16 protein-coding genes are annotated in these 15,693 nt (G+C 37.5%); all 16 read right to left on the reverse strand.

Translation table 11 applies throughout. The features are described 5' to 3' along the window. Nucleotides 1-197: 197 nt before the first annotated feature. Nucleotides 198-1,502, reverse strand: coding sequence for a dihydrolipoamide acetyltransferase family protein (locus HN014_RS03055; RefSeq protein WP_176027422.1), 1,305 nt, complete (start codon nt 1,500-1,502; stop codon nt 198-200). A gap of 180 nt (nt 1,503-1,682) precedes the next feature. Beyond that, entirely contained in the window at nt 1,683-2,465 is a 783-nt protein-coding gene (locus HN014_RS03060; protein WP_176027423.1) for a DUF3050 domain-containing protein, read from the reverse strand. A 32-nt stretch (nt 2,466-2,497) separates the two neighbouring features. Beyond that, the gene (locus tag HN014_RS03065; protein ID WP_176027424.1) at nt 2,498-3,097 is read right to left on the reverse strand and encodes a transferase hexapeptide repeat family protein; all 600 of its coding nucleotides are present in this window, start codon (nt 3,095-3,097) and stop codon (nt 2,498-2,500) included. Between the two features lie 58 nt (nt 3,098-3,155). After that, nucleotides 3,156-3,908: an enoyl-CoA hydratase/isomerase family protein gene (locus HN014_RS03070; RefSeq protein WP_176027425.1), complete on the reverse strand. Its 753-nt coding sequence runs from the start codon at nt 3,906-3,908 to the stop codon at nt 3,156-3,158. A gap of 66 nt (nt 3,909-3,974) precedes the next feature. After that, entirely contained in the window at nt 3,975-6,479 is a 2,505-nt protein-coding gene (gene paaZ / locus HN014_RS03075; protein WP_176027426.1) for a phenylacetic acid degradation bifunctional protein PaaZ, read from the reverse strand. A gap of 59 nt (nt 6,480-6,538) precedes the next feature. Continuing rightward, nucleotides 6,539-7,747 carry an acetyl-CoA C-acyltransferase gene (locus HN014_RS03080; protein ID WP_176027427.1) on the reverse strand — a complete coding sequence of 403 codons (1,209 nt, stop codon included), beginning with the start codon at nt 7,745-7,747 and terminating at the stop codon, nt 6,539-6,541. Nucleotides 7,748-7,940: 193 nt separating this feature from the next. Beyond that, a complete protein-coding gene (locus HN014_RS03085; RefSeq protein WP_176031025.1) occupies nt 7,941-8,318 on the reverse strand; it encodes a PaaI family thioesterase in 378 nt (125 codons plus the stop codon). A gap of 50 nt (nt 8,319-8,368) precedes the next feature. Next, nucleotides 8,369-8,749, reverse strand: coding sequence for a four helix bundle protein (locus HN014_RS03090; RefSeq protein ID WP_176027428.1), 381 nt, complete (start codon nt 8,747-8,749; stop codon nt 8,369-8,371). A 23-nt stretch (nt 8,750-8,772) separates the two neighbouring features. After that, a complete protein-coding gene (locus HN014_RS03095; protein ID WP_176027429.1) occupies nt 8,773-9,936 on the reverse strand; it encodes a 3-hydroxyacyl-CoA dehydrogenase NAD-binding domain-containing protein in 1,164 nt (387 codons plus the stop codon). Between the two features lie 58 nt (nt 9,937-9,994). Further along, a complete protein-coding gene (locus HN014_RS03100) occupies nt 9,995-10,777 on the reverse strand; it encodes an enoyl-CoA hydratase-related protein (protein WP_176027430.1) in 783 nt (260 codons plus the stop codon). Between the two features lie 42 nt (nt 10,778-10,819). Further along, entirely contained in the window at nt 10,820-11,323 is a 504-nt protein-coding gene (gene paaD / locus HN014_RS03105; protein WP_176027431.1) for a 1,2-phenylacetyl-CoA epoxidase subunit PaaD, read from the reverse strand. Between the two features lie 129 nt (nt 11,324-11,452). Next, entirely contained in the window at nt 11,453-12,208 is a 756-nt protein-coding gene (gene paaC, locus HN014_RS03110; RefSeq protein ID WP_176027432.1) for a 1,2-phenylacetyl-CoA epoxidase subunit PaaC, read from the reverse strand. Nucleotides 12,209-12,435: 227 nt separating this feature from the next. Continuing rightward, nucleotides 12,436-12,717, reverse strand: a complete 282-nt coding sequence (gene paaB, locus HN014_RS03115) for a 1,2-phenylacetyl-CoA epoxidase subunit PaaB (protein WP_176027433.1) — start codon at nt 12,715-12,717, stop codon at nt 12,436-12,438. A gap of 93 nt (nt 12,718-12,810) precedes the next feature. Beyond that, nucleotides 12,811-13,767 carry a 1,2-phenylacetyl-CoA epoxidase subunit PaaA gene (paaA, locus tag HN014_RS03120; RefSeq protein ID WP_176027434.1) on the reverse strand — a complete coding sequence of 319 codons (957 nt, stop codon included), beginning with the start codon at nt 13,765-13,767 and terminating at the stop codon, nt 12,811-12,813. A gap of 103 nt (nt 13,768-13,870) precedes the next feature. Continuing rightward, a complete protein-coding gene (paaE, locus tag HN014_RS03125; protein WP_176027435.1) occupies nt 13,871-14,944 on the reverse strand; it encodes a 1,2-phenylacetyl-CoA epoxidase subunit PaaE in 1,074 nt (357 codons plus the stop codon). A gap of 96 nt (nt 14,945-15,040) precedes the next feature. Then, nucleotides 15,041-15,610: a TetR/AcrR family transcriptional regulator gene (locus HN014_RS03130; protein WP_176027436.1), complete on the reverse strand. Its 570-nt coding sequence runs from the start codon at nt 15,608-15,610 to the stop codon at nt 15,041-15,043. Nucleotides 15,611-15,693 lie beyond the last annotated feature (83 nt).

Genomic DNA, 15,693 nt, shown 5'->3' on the forward strand with positions numbered 1-15,693 from the left:
CAAAATATTTTAGTATTCCCTAATCAAGAGAAAGGATGTTATTTTCTTTTTCTGATATTGATCTGATAGAAAAAGAAATAACAGATTTATGCGTACTTCTTTTATATCTCTTGTTTTCTTGCCTTATGTACTCACTACGTGAGCTCTTGATGTTTCCGAGTGGTTTCAGTTTATTTTACTCCCTCGGAACATTGTATTTATATTGTTCTATTGCTGTCAAACGCTTCTAACTCATCTCCTATTTTTCGCAGAAAAGAACCTCCCAGGTACCCATCGACAATTCGGTGATCAAATGATAAAGAGAGGTACATCATACTTCTGATAGCGATTTGATCTTCTCCTTCGGGAGAGGTAATAACCTCAGGCCTCTTCTTAATAATTCCCATGGCTAAAATAGCAGCCTCTGGCTGGTTAATAATAGGAGTTCCCATCAAACTTCCAAAGGTTCCTACATTAGATATCGTAAAAGTACTTCCTTGGATTTCTTCCGGTTTTAAAGCATTATTTCTGGCATTATTCGCCAGGTGATTTACATTTTTAGCCAGCCCCAGTAAGTTTTTCTCATCTGCATTTTTTACTACCGGCACAATTAGGTTTCCTGTAGGAAGAGCTGTTGCCATTCCTATATTGACATCCTTATGCACTATAATTTTGTTTCCATCCAGAGAGGAGTTAATCATAGGGTACTCTCGAATCGCTTTGGCTACTGCTTCTACAAAAATTGGAGTGAATGTTAACTTCTCTTCGTATTTCTCCTGAAAATCTTTTTTGACAGCATTTCTCCAATTTACCATATTGGTTACATCTACTTCTATATAACAGGTTACATGCGGTGAGGTATGCTTGGAATACACCATGTGATCGGCGATCATTTTTCGCATTCGGTCCATTTCTATGAGCTGATCTTTTCCTTCTACATAAGAAATAGGAGGAGCATTATAAGTACTAACGGGACTCTGAACTGTAGGTTGCGGTCTGCTTGCTACCGGATAGGTTCGGTTTTTGAGGTATTGCATCACATCACTCTTACACACACGACCATCTGTTCCTGTCCCTGGAATACTGTGGAGCTCTTCTATTGTAAGATGCTCTTTTTGTGCAATACTGATGACTAATGGTGATAAAAAACCATTGGTATTAGAACTTCCTGAATTTTTTACAGCAAAACCTTCGGATGCTACCGTTACCTTTTTTATTTCTTCTTTTTCCTCTGCAACTATTGTAGGAGCAGTAGTTGTTGTTTTTGCAATTCCTTCTGTTGCTTCTGCATCTATTATGGCGATAACTTTTCCTACTTCCACTACTTCATTTGCCTGATGCAAAATCTGCTTTACAACACCACTACAGGGAGCTGGTACTTCTGAATCTACTTTATCAGTAGCGACCTCTAAAAGTGTTTCTTCTTCTTCAATATATTCTCCTTCTTGCTTCAGCCAATTAATTATGGTTGCTTCTGATATACTTTCGCCCATTTTAGGCATCTTCAATTCAATCAAAGCCATCTTTATTTTCTTTATGAACTAACGTTCGTTAGTTGTTTTGTTGTAAAAATACGAAATCTTTTATCTTCTTTTGCTAGCCCTTTGTGTTAGTAAACACATAGCGCTCACGATCCTTTTATCAGGATTGCACATAGTGCCTGTTATCTTTTACCAACCGGCACTATGTCCTGTATTATTTAACTATGCTAGTGTTTCCAGTGTTTTACCATTAAAACTATGGTTAATCTGGTCCCACAATGCAATTCTTTTTTCTAATGCTATACGGCTATAGTGAATTGCTTCATTCCATTTCTCTTCATCATCTCCACAAAGCTCTTCCACCATCTTCAGGCTAATGGGACCATGTTCATCTCCATCCAGCTCTATATGGCGTTCTAAATAATAGATTAGCTTTCCTATAGATGTATTATTGGATTGTTCCAGTCCTTTTACAATTCCAATAAACATATCCGGGATAAGATCTTCTCTTCCAAAGGTAAAAACGGCTGCGATTACATGTGGTTTTTTTGTAGCCAATACATCAAAGGTAAAGGTTACAAAATCTTGAACAACCACATCTGCCCTCACTTTTCTCAATGCGTTAGTCACGGTTTCTCCTGCTTCTATCTCTCGAATAAAACGTGTGATCTGAACCGTATCTGCATTGATTTCTTCCATTGCTTCTAGATACATTTCATAATGACTCATTGGAGTTCCTGTCGCATCAATATCGCTTTCTTCTCCATGTACAATTTCATTAATAAAACGCCTTGTTACTGGGTTATCCGAAGGAACCCATGGGACACGTGTGCATGTTAAATGAATCTGTAATCCTTTTAGCAGCGACATAAAATCCCATACAGCATATACATGATGTTCTGTAAATAACCGTATATCTTCCAGATCTTTTACGCTAGTGTATAGTGGGTGTGCTGTTAGCTGTTCTCTCAGTGGATCTAATGTTTGAAGTACCTTATTAATCATAGTTTTCTAATTACATTCGACGTCCTATTCTTCTATTTTTGTTCCTTAAATTCTTCCAGTGTTTTATAAAACTCTTCTTGCTTTGGTCTTGATTTCGGTATTTCTCTTAATGGTTCTACCGCTTTAAGACTATTAAAACAATCTTCCGGTAACTGCTGATACAATCGGGTTCCCTTGGTTTTCCATGCAATCATTTCATCAGACACCTGCTTGATTACTTTTGCTGGATTTCCTACGATAAGGCTTCTTTTTTCAAAAACACTTTTTGCTTTTACAAAAGACATTGCTCCAACAATACATTCATCTCCTATTTCTGCATCATCCATAATCACTGCATTCATACCAATCAGGCAATTCTTCCCCAGGTTTGCTCCATGAATCACTGCCCCATGTCCTACATGTGCACTTTCACTGAGTACAATCGATTTCCCGGGAAACATATGTACCGTACAATTTTCTTGTACATTTACTCCATCTTCCAGCACAATTTCTCCCCAGTCTCCACGGATTGCAGCTCCGGGTCCAATATAACAGTTTTTCCCGATAATTACATTACCAGTAACAGCTGCTAACGGATGTACAAAACTACTTTCGTGTATCACAGGGATATACCCTTTAAACGCATATATCATCTCCTACCCTTATTCGATTAGAACTTTAAAAAACTATCCTATATAAGATACTACTTTTTTATTTAAATCGCTTTAATGTTTCTTTTGTGAATTCTGATAACACTAAACGCCCACTGATAACAGCTCTTTCCGCCAGCAAAGTGTCCCAATGCTCTGTCCCTTCCCAAAATGCTGCTTTCATATCCCGCATAGCTTCCGGGTTATAGGTACAAAGATGGGCTGCAAATTCATTTACAGCGGTATCTAAAGCTTCGATATCTTCATATACATGGGTATATAATCCTTTATCTCTAGCCCACTCTGCACTATAAAATGTATTTGCATCGATTGCAATTTGTGTCATGGCAGATAATCCTATTTTTCGTTCTACTGCGGGACCTACTACAAATGGTCCTATCCCTACATTAAGCTCACTTAGTTTTATAGCTGCATATTTTGTTGCCATACAATAGTCTGTAGCTGATGCCAGCCCCACTCCTCCTCCAACAGTTTTGCCTTGTACCCGACCAATAATAAATTTAGGGCACGTACGCATCGCATTAATAACATTAGCAAATCCTGAAAAAAATACTTTTCCGGTTTCTGCATCATTAATATTAATCAACTCTTTAAAACTGGCTCCTGCACAGAATGTTCTATCTCTTCCACTTTTAAGAATAATTACTTTTATAGCATCATTCTTACCGGCTTCGGTAATTGTTTCTGCCAATTTTGCCAGGATATCTCCAGGTAATGAGTTATGTGCTGGGTGAAAGAACTCTATGGTTCCTATTCCATTTTCTTCTGTTATGGTTACATATGGTTGTGTCATACGATATGTGATATATAAAAGCTATTGTATTTTGATAATAAAAACACAATAGCTTTTTTCAAAAAATTATTTTTCTTCTATTAATCCGAATTGTACAAAATGGTGATTAAAGTGTTTGGTATGCAATAGTTCCCACTCAAACTTATTCAGTGCACCAAAAACTACGTTTTTAGTAATTGCTTCTGGATTTTCTTTAAAAAATTCCTTGTAAGCATCATATGCTTCTAACAAACTGTTTTTAGCGCTATCCAAATCTTCATGGACCAAATCTTCTAATCCTTCTTCTTTGGACAATGGAAATTTATGTCCTTTCGGCATAGATACATGGTTATAAACCATTTCCTGTACTTTATCTAAATATTTCTCCGGAGTAGCTACTTCAAAATTACTGATTTCTCCTGTCGCTATCCGTAGTGTTTTTTCTAAATGTTCTAACATATGCTGAGGGGTCATGATCCCCCATTCTGCGGTAGATTCTTCTGTTAATTGCGCCAAATAAGAGGTGATTGTTTCTCTATTGATCGGTACAAACGGGGTTTTCTTCTGAACCATTGTCAGAATTGTGGCTACTGCCGCCAGTTCATCTTCTTGATCAAAAACTTCTACAAACCATTTTGCGATCCCGCTAGGTAATTCCTTTCCTCTGTGATCTCTATCAACTTTCTCTTTACAGGTTAATCGTACATATACGGTATCGTTATGATAAATCGGTCTTAAGAAACGACATTCCTCTAATCCATAATTCGCTGCTACAGGTCCTTTATTTGGATAAACAAATAATCCTGCTGCTGCTGCAAGGATAAAATACCCATGTGCTGTTCTCTTCTCAAAGATACTTCCTTCTAGAGAAGTAATATCTGTATGCGCATAAAAATGATCCCACGTCAAGTTCCCAAAATTGATTATATCTGTATCTGTGATAGTACGTTTATGGGTTTTGATAGACATTCCTGCTTCTATATCCTCCCAATAATATGCAAATGGGTGCTTATCTGTTTCCTTATATGCTGCATTTGCCTGATATATTCCGGTTACTTCTGTTAAAGTGGTAGGAGTTCCCTGAATAGCACAGCGCTGCATATAATGCTTCACTCCTCTCATACCTCCCATTTCTTCTCCTCCTCCGGCTCTTCCCGGTCCTCCATGCGTAAGCATTGGTAACGGGGATCCATGTCCCGTACTTTCTTTTGCGTTCTCCCTGTTCAAGACCAAAATACGACCGTGATGAGAGGCGGCTCCTACAATATAATCTCTTGCCACTTTATCATCATAGGTAACAATGGAAGATACTAAAGACCCTTTTCCTTTTTGAGAGAGTGTAATCGCGTCTTCTATTGTATCATATGGCATAATCGTAGCTACTGGACCAAAAGCTTCTATTTCATGGGCTCCACTATTTTCAAACGGATGGTCTTCTCGTAATAAAACCGGACTTACAAAAGCTCCTTTGGATGCATCTGCCCCTATCGTTTCAATCGTATCCAGATTACCATAGACAATTTCTGCTGTCTTAGCAATCTCTGACACATTATTTCTAAAACTTGCTACCTGAGCTGCACTTGCTAAAGCTCCCATTCTAACTTCTTTTAGTCTTGGGTCTCCTATAGTTACTTTATCTAACTGTTTTCCTAGTGCAATTTGTACATCTTCAACTAAATCAGAAGGTACAATAATACGTCGAATTGCAGTACATTTCTGTCCACATTTCACTGTCATTTCTTTTCTCACCTCCTTGATAAACAAATCAAACTCTGGAGTTCCCGGCACGGCATCTTTCCCTAAAACAGAAGCATTTAGAGAGTCCGCTTCCATTGTAAAAGGAACAGATTCTTCTATTAGTCTAGGATGTGCTTTTAGTATTCTTCCTGTATGTGCTGATCCGGTAAAAGTAACAACATCCTGAGAAGTTACTGTATCTAATATTGAGCGTGTCAATCCACTCAGTAATTGCAGTGCACCTTCTGGCAATATCCCAGAGTCTATAATTACCCGAACCACTGCTTCTGTCAGATATGCTGTTTGTGGAGCTGGTAATACTACTGCCGGCACTCCTGCCATCCAGTTTACCGCACATTTTTCCAACATTCCCCATATTGGGAAGTTAAATGCATTAATATGTACAGCTACTCCTGTTTTTGGCACCAAAATATGATGTGCCATAAAACGTCCTCCTCGTGATAAATCAATCGGATCTCCTTCTACATGAAAGGGCTGATTAGGAAATAGCTTTCGCAGTGATGCATTGGCAAATAGGTTTCCAAAACCTCCTTCTATATCTATCCAACTATCGATACGAGTAGCTCCGGTACGGTAACTTAATTCATAAAATTGCTCTTTTCTCTTTGTCAAATACAAGGCTAGCTTTTTCAGCATATTTCCTCGTTCCTGAAACGTCATTTTGCGCAATACTTCTCCTCCTTTGGTTCTTCCATACTCCAAAGCTGAAGGCACATCCAATCCTTCTGTGGTTGACAATGCGATTAACTCTCCGGTTATAGCATCTACCATAGGAGTTCCTTCTCCGGTACCTGCTACCCAATGCCCATTTATATAGTTTTCTAGTTTTTTCATGCGTTTACAATCTTGTTATCTGATATTCACCAAAAATATTTTTACCGGTTCCCCTGTGACTACAAGTTTACATTTTCTATAATAGCTGCATACCCCTGCCCTACTCCAATACACATTGTAATTAAAGCATACTTCTTTTGTTGCTCTTGTAATTCCAGCGCAGCTGAATATGCAATTCGTGTTCCTGTTACTCCCAGTGGGTGTCCGATTGCTATTGAACCTCCATTAGGGTTAATTCTAGGGTCATTATCTTCTAAGCCCCATTCTCTGATACAGGCTAATGCCTGAGAAGCAAAAGCTTCATTCAATTCGATAATGTCAATATCATCCATAGTCAATCCTGCTTTTTCTAATGCTTTATTAGAAGCTTGTACAGGACCTATTCCCATGATTCTAGGTTCTACCCCAACTACTGCAGAACTTACAATTTTAGCCATTGGCTTTAGTCCGTATTTTTTTACAGCTGCTTCAGAGGCTATGATGGTTGCTGCTGCTCCATCATTTAACCCTGAAGAATTTCCTGCTGTTACACTTCCATCTTTCTTAAATGCAGGACGTAACTTTGCTAATATTTCCGGAGTAGTTGTCGGCTTGACAAACTCATCTGCTGTAAATTGAATCGGATCTTTCTTACGCTGTGGGATTTCTACCGTTGTAATTTCTTTTGCTAACCTCCCCGATGCTTGTGCTTTACTGGCTTTCATCTGACTCCAATATGCAAAGGCATCCTGATCTTCTCTGGAGATCCCATATTTTTCGACCAGATTTTCTGCAGTATTCCCCATTCCGTCTGTACCGTATAAATCATGCATTTTTTTATTCACAAAACGCCACCCAAAACTAGAGTCATACATTTTTGAATCATTTCCATACGCAGAGGAAGGTTTTGCTATAACGTATGGTCCTCTGGTCATGTTTTCTACTCCTCCTGCAATAAAAACATCTCCATCTCCTGCTTTTATAGCTCTATTGGCATGGATAATTGATGACAGTCCAGAGCTACACAATCTATTTACTGTTTCTCCTGGAACTGTAAAAGGTAACCCTGCCAACAATAATGACATTCGTGCTACATTTCTATTGTCTTCTCCTGCTTGATTCGCACATCCCATAATTACATCATCATATGCTTCTTTTGGGATACCAGGGTTGTTTGCCACTAGTTTTTCTATCACTAAAGCTCCTAAATCATCTGTTCTAACAGCTGATAATGTCCCTTTATAACTACCTATTGGAGTTCTTACTCCATCGATGATATATGCTTCCATGTTTTTTATGGTTTAAAACTGTAATCGATGCTTCTACAAAAAACGTCCTTCCTTATATCTGCTTTCTATTACTGTTATTAATTCCAGTCAACCGTTTCTACATTCCGATTAACTGTTACTTATATTGATCTTATTTTACGCTATAATAGAGTTTCTAATACTCTGGGAGATGCAGAAACACAAAAACTCATATCTATTCCCAGTCTTTGGATGTTCTGTACACCACTCCTTTAAAAAGAGCAACGATTTCTTCTCCTCTTTTTACTTCTACCACATTAAAACCTACTCTGGTTTTTACGATATCCGTAACGGCTTCTGCTGTTATGTAATCTCCTTCTTCCAAAGCTTCAATATGATTAATCGATGTCTCTATTGAGACGGCATATTTTCCATGTGTATTTGCAGAAAACCCAAAGGCTGTATCCGCCAAACTATACGAAATTCCTCCATGAGCTTTTCCCATACTATTAAGCATTTCTTTTCGTATGGTCATTCCTACTTTGCATCTTCCTTTTTCTACTGATAACACTTCTATTCCCAACCATTGACTAAAGGGATCTAAGCTTAACATCTTATGCGGAATCTGAATCCCTGTTATTGGCGTTTCTTTATTAGTATTCACTATTCTCCATGTTTTGACTGAAGGTGGTTTTGATATGCCTGTAGCATCTTAGCCAACTCCGTTACTTCCATTCTGTTTTTTTCGTCCTGCTCTGCCGAAATATATCCTCGCAACTTCGCTTTGGTACTACATACAATACAATCATGTGCTTCGTCATATGCCAATTGAAGGCAGGTCATAAATTCAATAACATCATTACTCATAGCTCCATTTGCTATATTTACTGCGAGATCATCTGCTGCTTTGCTAAAACGCGCTGTTAACAAATGAAGTTCTTCTTTTGGAAAGGTTTGTATTTGTTTATAAACAGCTTCTCCAAAATCTATTGCTTTGTCATAGATAGTCAGTTCTTCAAACTTGAATTGAAATTCGCTTTTCAATGGTGTATTTTTTTTAATTTGTATTAGTTAAAAAAGGTAGTCTTCTCTCTTTTCATTTTTCTAAGTAACGGACTACATCTGTATCTATCTTCTCGATATTCATCATATAATGCATCTAACTGATGAACACACCAATCAATTCCTTTCTCATCTGCCCAGGCTAACAATCCTTTTGGATAGTTCACTCCTTTTGTCATAGCATTATCTATATCTGTTGCAGAGGCGATATTCCAGAACAATGCATCGGCTGCTTCATTAATCAACATAACCAATACTCTGTCAAAAATTTGCCGAGCTAATTGCGAATCCTCATTCGGGCTTGCTTTTTCTGCCCCATCTGTATATTCATAATACCCCTTTCCTGTTTTTCTTCCTAGATACCCTGCTTCTGATAATCGTTTTTGTGTAAATGAAGGTTTGTATCTCGGATCATTATAGAATGCTTTAAACACAGTTTCTGTTACTGTATAATTCACATCATTACCGATAAAGTCCATTAGTTCAAAAGGACCCATTCTAAATTTCCCCAATGTTTTGAGGCTGGCGTCTATCGTTGCAAAATCGGCAATTCCTTCTTCGTATATCCTCAATGATTCTCCATAAAAAGGACGAGCTACTCTATTGACAATAAAACCTGGGGTATCCTTGGTTACCGCCACTACTTTTTTCCACCCATTGATTACCTCAACAATCTCTGAGGTTACTTCTTCAGAAGTCTGAACAGCTGGAATTACCTCTACCAGTTTCATCAACGGAGCCGGATTAAAAAAGTGAATTCCGATACATCGTTCTGGTTTTTTTAGTGAAGAAGCAATTGATGCAATTGACAGCGAAGAGGTATTGGACGCTATTATAGCTGTATCCGATACATAGGTTTCTAATTCTGAGAAAACTTTTTGCTTAATATCCAGATTTTCGATAATTGCTTCAATTGTAAGATCTGCATCTCCTAAATCTTTTAGGGTAGATACATAGGAAATATTCCCCTGAATCCTCATTTTTTCTGCTTCATCGATTCGTCCTTTAGTCACCAATCGATTTAATATATTATCAAGTGCATTCTTACTTTTATCTAATGCTTCTGGTTTGGTATCATATACTTTTACAGAACAACCTGCTGTAGCAGCTACTTGAGCAATACCACTTCCCATTGTTCCTGATCCTATTATTCCTACTTTTTGTATCATATATAGGTATACTGTAAATTATAAAGACATCACAATAATCATGATGTCTCTTTTGGTTTTATTTTCCTTTAAAATTAGGTCTTCGTTTCTCTATAAATGCGGCAACTCCTTCTGCATAATCTTCACTTTCTGCTGCGGTTATTTGCAGCTCTGATTCTTTTGCTAATTGTGTTTCCAGGTCATTTACCATCGACTGATTTAATAAATCTTTAGTGAAGCCCAGCGCTTTTGTCGGCATCAACGCCAATTTTGAGGCTAGTTTATGTACTTCTTCTTCAAAGGTATCGGCAGAGAATACTTTGTATAACATTCCGAGTTTTTCTGCTTCTGAGGCATTTACTTTATCTCCTAACATCATTAATGCAGAAGCTTTCTGAAACCCAATTAATCTGGGGAGAAAGAATGTTCCTGCACTATCCGGAACCAATCCTATTTTACTGAAAGCCTGAATAAATGAGGCTTCTTCTGTTGCTACCACAATATCACATGCTAATGCTATATTAGCGCCTGCGCCTGCTGCCACTCCATTGACTGCGGCTATGATTGGTTTTTTAATTTTTCTGATTCGGGTTATAATCGGATTATAATGCTCTTCCAGGATTTTTCGAAATCCCGGATTTAATTCCGGAGAAGTAACTTCTTTTAAATCCTGACCTGCACAAAATGCTTTACCACTTCCTTTTACCACTATTGATCTCACATCAGCATTCTCTTCACATTGATCCAGTACTTCCTGAAACAATAATGCCATTTCTCTATTAAAACTATTGAAGGCCTCGGGTCTGTTTAGTGTAATCGTTGCAACATTATTATCAATTGCAATTAGAATTGGCTTGCTCATATATTTTTAAAAAATTAATTCTTCTTATAGAATTGTATATATTTATTTTAAACATTTAAAATAATCAAATGGCTCCAGGCAATCCTGACATTGAAATAATGCCTTACAGGCGGTAGAACCAAATTGACTTATCATTTTTGTATTTAATGATCCACAATGGGTACATTTCACTACTTTTTTCCCTCCCAGAAGGGCCTCCTTATCAACTGCTGCTTCTAACGGGGCTGCAATTCCATATGCTTCTAATGCTTTTCTTCCTCTGGGAGTTATCCAGTCTGTAGTCCATGCCGGAGCTAATACCAGAGAAACGACTGCTTTTTTATTTTCTTTGGCAAAAGCTGCTGTAATATCATCCCCTATTACATCCATTGCCGGACACCCGCTATAGGTTGGTGTTATTTTTACATGTACCGTATCATCGATTATCTTGGCGTATCGAACTACTCCCATATCCATAATAGAAAGAACCGGAATTTCGGGATCAGACACTTGTTCCAAAATTGGAACTAATTCGGGTGATATGTCTTGTTCTAATTCGATAATCATTCTATTTTACTCAGCTTGTGAGGTTCTATCGCGTTATATGCCTTATATCCATGGTTGCTTTTTCTGGCAACCTTATAGCTCATTTGTTTCCTATACAGTGTCTCCTGTGTTCACTACCAAGGTCGTTTATTACCACTTCATATTAGGATAGGTTCGCTGCATATATTGCATGTCCGAAAGTAAGTACCCCATATGCTCTGTATGAATTCCCTGCTTTCCTCCTTTTTGAAACCATTTAGATTCTGGCACTTCCAGAGTAGCTTCTTCCAGAATTTCTTTAACTGTTTCGTAATATGCTCCTTTTAACCTGGATACATCGACTCCTATTCCTAAGGTTACTGCTTTTTCATCCTCTTTAGTCATATGGAACAATTCATCTGTATATGTCCACAAATCATTCACTGCATCTTGCACTTTTTGATGACTAATGACTGTTCCATCTCCAAGTCTTTTTATCCAATCAGAAGAAAATCGCTGGTGATAGCTCACTTCTTTGCTACTTTTTTTGGCGATAGCTGCTAAGGTTGCGTCATTGCTTTTTTCTAATTCAGCTAACAGCATTTTATGAAAAACATCAAAAAAGAATTGGCGTGTAATCACATACCCAAAATGTGTATTGGGTTGTTCTACTAACAATACATTTTTATATTGTCGTTCTGTACGTAAAAAGGCAATATCGTCTTCTGTCTTATCTTCTCCTGATAATTGCGCCACATACTGATAATAGCTTCTGGTTTGCCCTAATAAATCCAATGCAATATTAGATCCTGCAATATCTGTTTCCAGACTAGGTCCGTGACCACATAATTCTGATAATCGTTGTCCCAGAATTAAAGAATTATCTGCAATTCCTAAAATGTATTGTATGATCGTTTCGTTCTCCATTATTTACTTTTTTACTCGATATTCGAGAATTTAAATGCTCCGGGGCTTGCCTCGAAATGAACATTCTTCCTAGTTATAATACCTCGTGTATTCTCACAGAGGTGGGGTTTACTATGCCTGATGAAAGTTTACAATTGTAAAAAAAGCTTCTCAAAATAAGCATACTTATACAACTTCCTTACTATTTATAAACCGTTTATTGGGGCATTCTGACCAACCAACGTTTACTACATATGTTTTACTTCATCTGGTAAGTCATAGAAAGTAGGGTGTCTATACACTTTGTCCTGAGCTGGCTCGAATAACTCTCCATTATTTTCCGGGTTAGAAGCCGTTATATCCTTAGATTCTACTACCCAAATACTCACACCTTCGCTTCTACGGGTGTATACATCTCTCGCATTTTCCAACGCCATTTCTGCATCTGCAGCATGTAAGCTTCCACAATGACGATGTTCCAGTCCATTTTTACTTCTTACAAACACTTCCCAAAGAGGCCAATTTTTCATCTGATTATTTTTTTAGTCATTTCTAAGTAAATGAATCCATCTACTTATTTTCTTTATTTTTTAAAAAAGGTATATCTCTTTTTTATCTACTGATTATATTGCTTTCTGAAGGTTTCTATTCTCCTTTTTTTCTGCGTACGCTACTGCGGCATCACGCACCCATTCTCCTTCTTCCCAAGCATTGACTCTATCTGCCATCCTTTTTTTATTACAAGGACCGTGACCTTTTACTACCTGCCAGAATTCATCCCAGTCTATTTCTCCAAAATCATAATGCCCTCTTTCTTCATTCCATTTTAGGTCTTCGTCAGGAATGGTCAATCCGATCAATTCTGCTTGTGGTACTGTCTGATCAATGAACTGCTGACGTAGTTCGTCATTGGTCTTTCTTTTTAGCTTCCATTTCATGGATTGCGCCGTGTGAACAGATACATCATCTGTAGGTCCCAACATCATTAATGAAGGCCACCACCAACGGTTTAATGCATCTTGCGCCATTGCTTTTTGCTCAGGAGTTCCTTTGGCCAATGTAAGCATGATCTCGTATCCTTGTCTCTGGTGGAAACTTTCTTCTTTACATACTCTGATCATTGCTCTGGCATATGGTCCATATGAGGTACTACATAATGGTACTTGATTAATAATAGCTGCTCCATCTACTAACCATCCAATAGCTCCTATATCTGCCCACGTCACTGTAGGGTAATTAAAGATACTGGAGTATTTTGCTTTTCCAGAGTGCAATTGTTCGTATAATTCTTCTCTTGATATCCCCAATGTTTCGCAAGCACTATACAGATATAAGCCGTGTCCTCCTTCATCCTGTACCTTCGCTAACAATGCCACTTTTCTTCGTAAAGAAGGAGCCCTGGTAATCCAATTCCCTTCCGGAAGCATTCCTATTATCTCAGAATGTGCATGCTGAGAAATTTGACGGATATGTGTTTTGCGATACTTTTCGGGCATCCAATCCTTAGGTTCAATTTTTTCATCCCGGGCAATTTTTTGCTCGAAAAGCTCTTCTAAGTTCTTAATCTCTTTTTCACTCATAACACCAGGTTATTTAGATTATTCGATTTTATTTTTTTCAGAAATGCACCTATCCATAGCAGGTACTATTCATTTTACCTTTTTTTGATCTGGTCAAAATAGGTTACACATCAAAATCAACCACAACATTTTCTGCAGTTGGTACTGCCTGACATGATAGCACAAGTCCTTTTTCTACTTCATCTTTCTCCAGTGCGTAGTTGATTTTCATTTCTACAGTTCCTTCTACGACCTTACATTTACAGGTACTGCAAACGCCTCCTTTACATGCAAATGGAAGGTCTGCTCCTGCTGCAAGAGCCCCATCGAGAATATTATCGTGTTCATCATCCATGGCGAAATGAAATTCTTTCCCTCCATCAATGATGGTTACTTTTGTTCCTTCGAATTTTTGTTCTGCAATTTTAGCTGCTTTTGCTTTATCTGCATCACTTCCTCCGGTAAAGAATAATTCGTAATGAATTTTCTCTTTGGGCAATCCTGCTGCTGCCAATTCATCACGTATTAAAAATATCATCTCTTCCGGACCACAAATAAAGCACTCATCAACTTCTTTTATATCGATTACTTTACTTGCCAGTATTTGTAGTTTTTCTGAAGTAAATCTACCATTAAGCAATGGTATATCTCTGTGTTCTTTGGTCAGGAAATAAAATATTTCAAACCTTCCGAAATACGTATTCTTAAGCGCCTCTATTTCTTCCTTAAAGATAATGGATTTTACAGTACGATTCAAGTAAAACAACTTAAAGGTACTATTAGGTTCTTTTGCTAAATGGGTTTTGATAATAGACAAAATAGGCGTAATTCCACTCCCCGCAGCAAATACGATATAGTCTTTTGATTTGGTAGTATCTACTTCTGTATAAAAGTTACCATTAGGAGGCAATACTTCTAATTCATCTCCTGCTTTTATGTCTGTGCACGCATAAGTAGAAAACAGCCCTCCTTCTATCTGCTTTACGGCTACCTGCCATTTATCTTCTACCGGACTGGAGCATAACGAATAAGACCTCCGAACTTCTTCTCCATTAATCATTGCTTTTAGAGTCAAATACTGCCCTTGTTTATAAGCGAATTTCTCCTTGAGTTCCTGAGGGATATCAAAAGTCAACGAGGTGCACTCGTTCGTTTCTTTTGTTACTTCTGCTACTTTTATGGTATAAAAATCATTCATGCATTTGCTATATACAACGTTAACTTATAACAAAACTAACAATTGTTAGTTTTGTTAGCAAACACCTTTATTAATTTAGAATTATTTTAAATAACCCTAAATCACCCCTTTAAGCAAGACCGAAATCATATCTTTTTTTAAGATTTCTGCATCAATCGTTCCTTGCTTAGGGTACCACAAATACAATGTTCTCAGAGTAGATAATGTAGAAAAAACCATGATATCAATATTATATGGTTTTATCTCTTTTTCCTTCACTCCTTTTCTGATAATGTCACTGAAGTTTTCTTCATATTCATGGCGCATTTTCTCGAAGTATTGTAAGTTTTTCTCTTCTAAATGCATCCAATCATTATTAAGAGAAGCTAAGCCATCTGCATTCCTGAGTGTCACATCAATATGCAATGCTATAATATTCTCTAATTTCTGAATTGTCGTCTCTTCAGAGGTTGCTATTTGGTTCATTCCTGTTGTAAACTCCTCTGCCAGATCAATAATTATAGTCGATAAAATTTCTTGCTTAGACTGGATATGATTGTATAAACTTGCTGCTTTAATCCCCATAGCTCTCGCCAAATCCCTCATAGTAACAGCACTATATCCTTTCTCCTTAAAAAGTACGGATGCTGCATTAATGATTTCTTGTTTTCTACTTTCGGGTTTCATCTGTTCTATAATTTATTTCAAAAATAAATTATAATCTCTAATAAACGATTGTTTCTCTCTAAAATCCTTCATTATGACTTCCG

Source organism: Aquimarina sp. TRL1, assembly GCF_013365535.1.
GTDB lineage: Bacteria > Bacteroidota > Bacteroidia > Flavobacteriales > Flavobacteriaceae > Aquimarina > Aquimarina hainanensis.

Coding starts and splice junctions, on each gene's coding strand:
- HN014_RS03055 (WP_176027422.1), bottom strand. CDS start 1,502: ATGGCTTTGATTGAATTGAAGATGCCTAAAATGGGCGAAAGTATATCA.
- HN014_RS03060 (WP_176027423.1), bottom strand. CDS start 2,465: ATGATTAATAAGGTACTTCAAACATTAGATCCACTGAGAGAACAGCTA.
- HN014_RS03065 (WP_176027424.1), bottom strand. CDS start 3,097: ATGATATATGCGTTTAAAGGGTATATCCCTGTGATACACGAAAGTAGT.
- HN014_RS03070 (WP_176027425.1), bottom strand. CDS start 3,908: ATGACACAACCATATGTAACCATAACAGAAGAAAATGGAATAGGAACC.
- paaZ (WP_176027426.1), bottom strand. CDS start 6,479: ATGAAAAAACTAGAAAACTATATAAATGGGCATTGGGTAGCAGGTACC.
- HN014_RS03080 (WP_176027427.1), bottom strand. CDS start 7,747: ATGGAAGCATATATCATCGATGGAGTAAGAACTCCAATAGGTAGTTAT.
- HN014_RS03085 (WP_176031025.1), bottom strand. CDS start 8,318: ATGTTAAGCTTAGATCCCTTTAGTCAATGGTTGGGAATAGAAGTGTTA.
- HN014_RS03095 (WP_176027429.1), bottom strand. CDS start 9,936: ATGATACAAAAAGTAGGAATAATAGGATCAGGAACAATGGGAAGTGGT.
- HN014_RS03100 (WP_176027430.1), bottom strand. CDS start 10,777: ATGAGCAAGCCAATTCTAATTGCAATTGATAATAATGTTGCAACGATT.
- paaD (WP_176027431.1), bottom strand. CDS start 11,323: ATGATTATCGAATTAGAACAAGACATATCACCCGAATTAGTTCCAATT.
- paaC (WP_176027432.1), bottom strand. CDS start 12,208: ATGGAGAACGAAACGATCATACAATACATTTTAGGAATTGCAGATAAT.
- paaB (WP_176027433.1), bottom strand. CDS start 12,717: ATGAAAAATTGGCCTCTTTGGGAAGTGTTTGTAAGAAGTAAAAATGGA.
- paaA (WP_176027434.1), bottom strand. CDS start 13,767: ATGAGTGAAAAAGAGATTAAGAACTTAGAAGAGCTTTTCGAGCAAAAA.
- paaE (WP_176027435.1), bottom strand. CDS start 14,944: ATGAATGATTTTTATACCATAAAAGTAGCAGAAGTAACAAAAGAAACG.
- HN014_RS03130 (WP_176027436.1), bottom strand. CDS start 15,610: ATGAAACCCGAAAGTAGAAAACAAGAAATCATTAATGCAGCATCCGTA.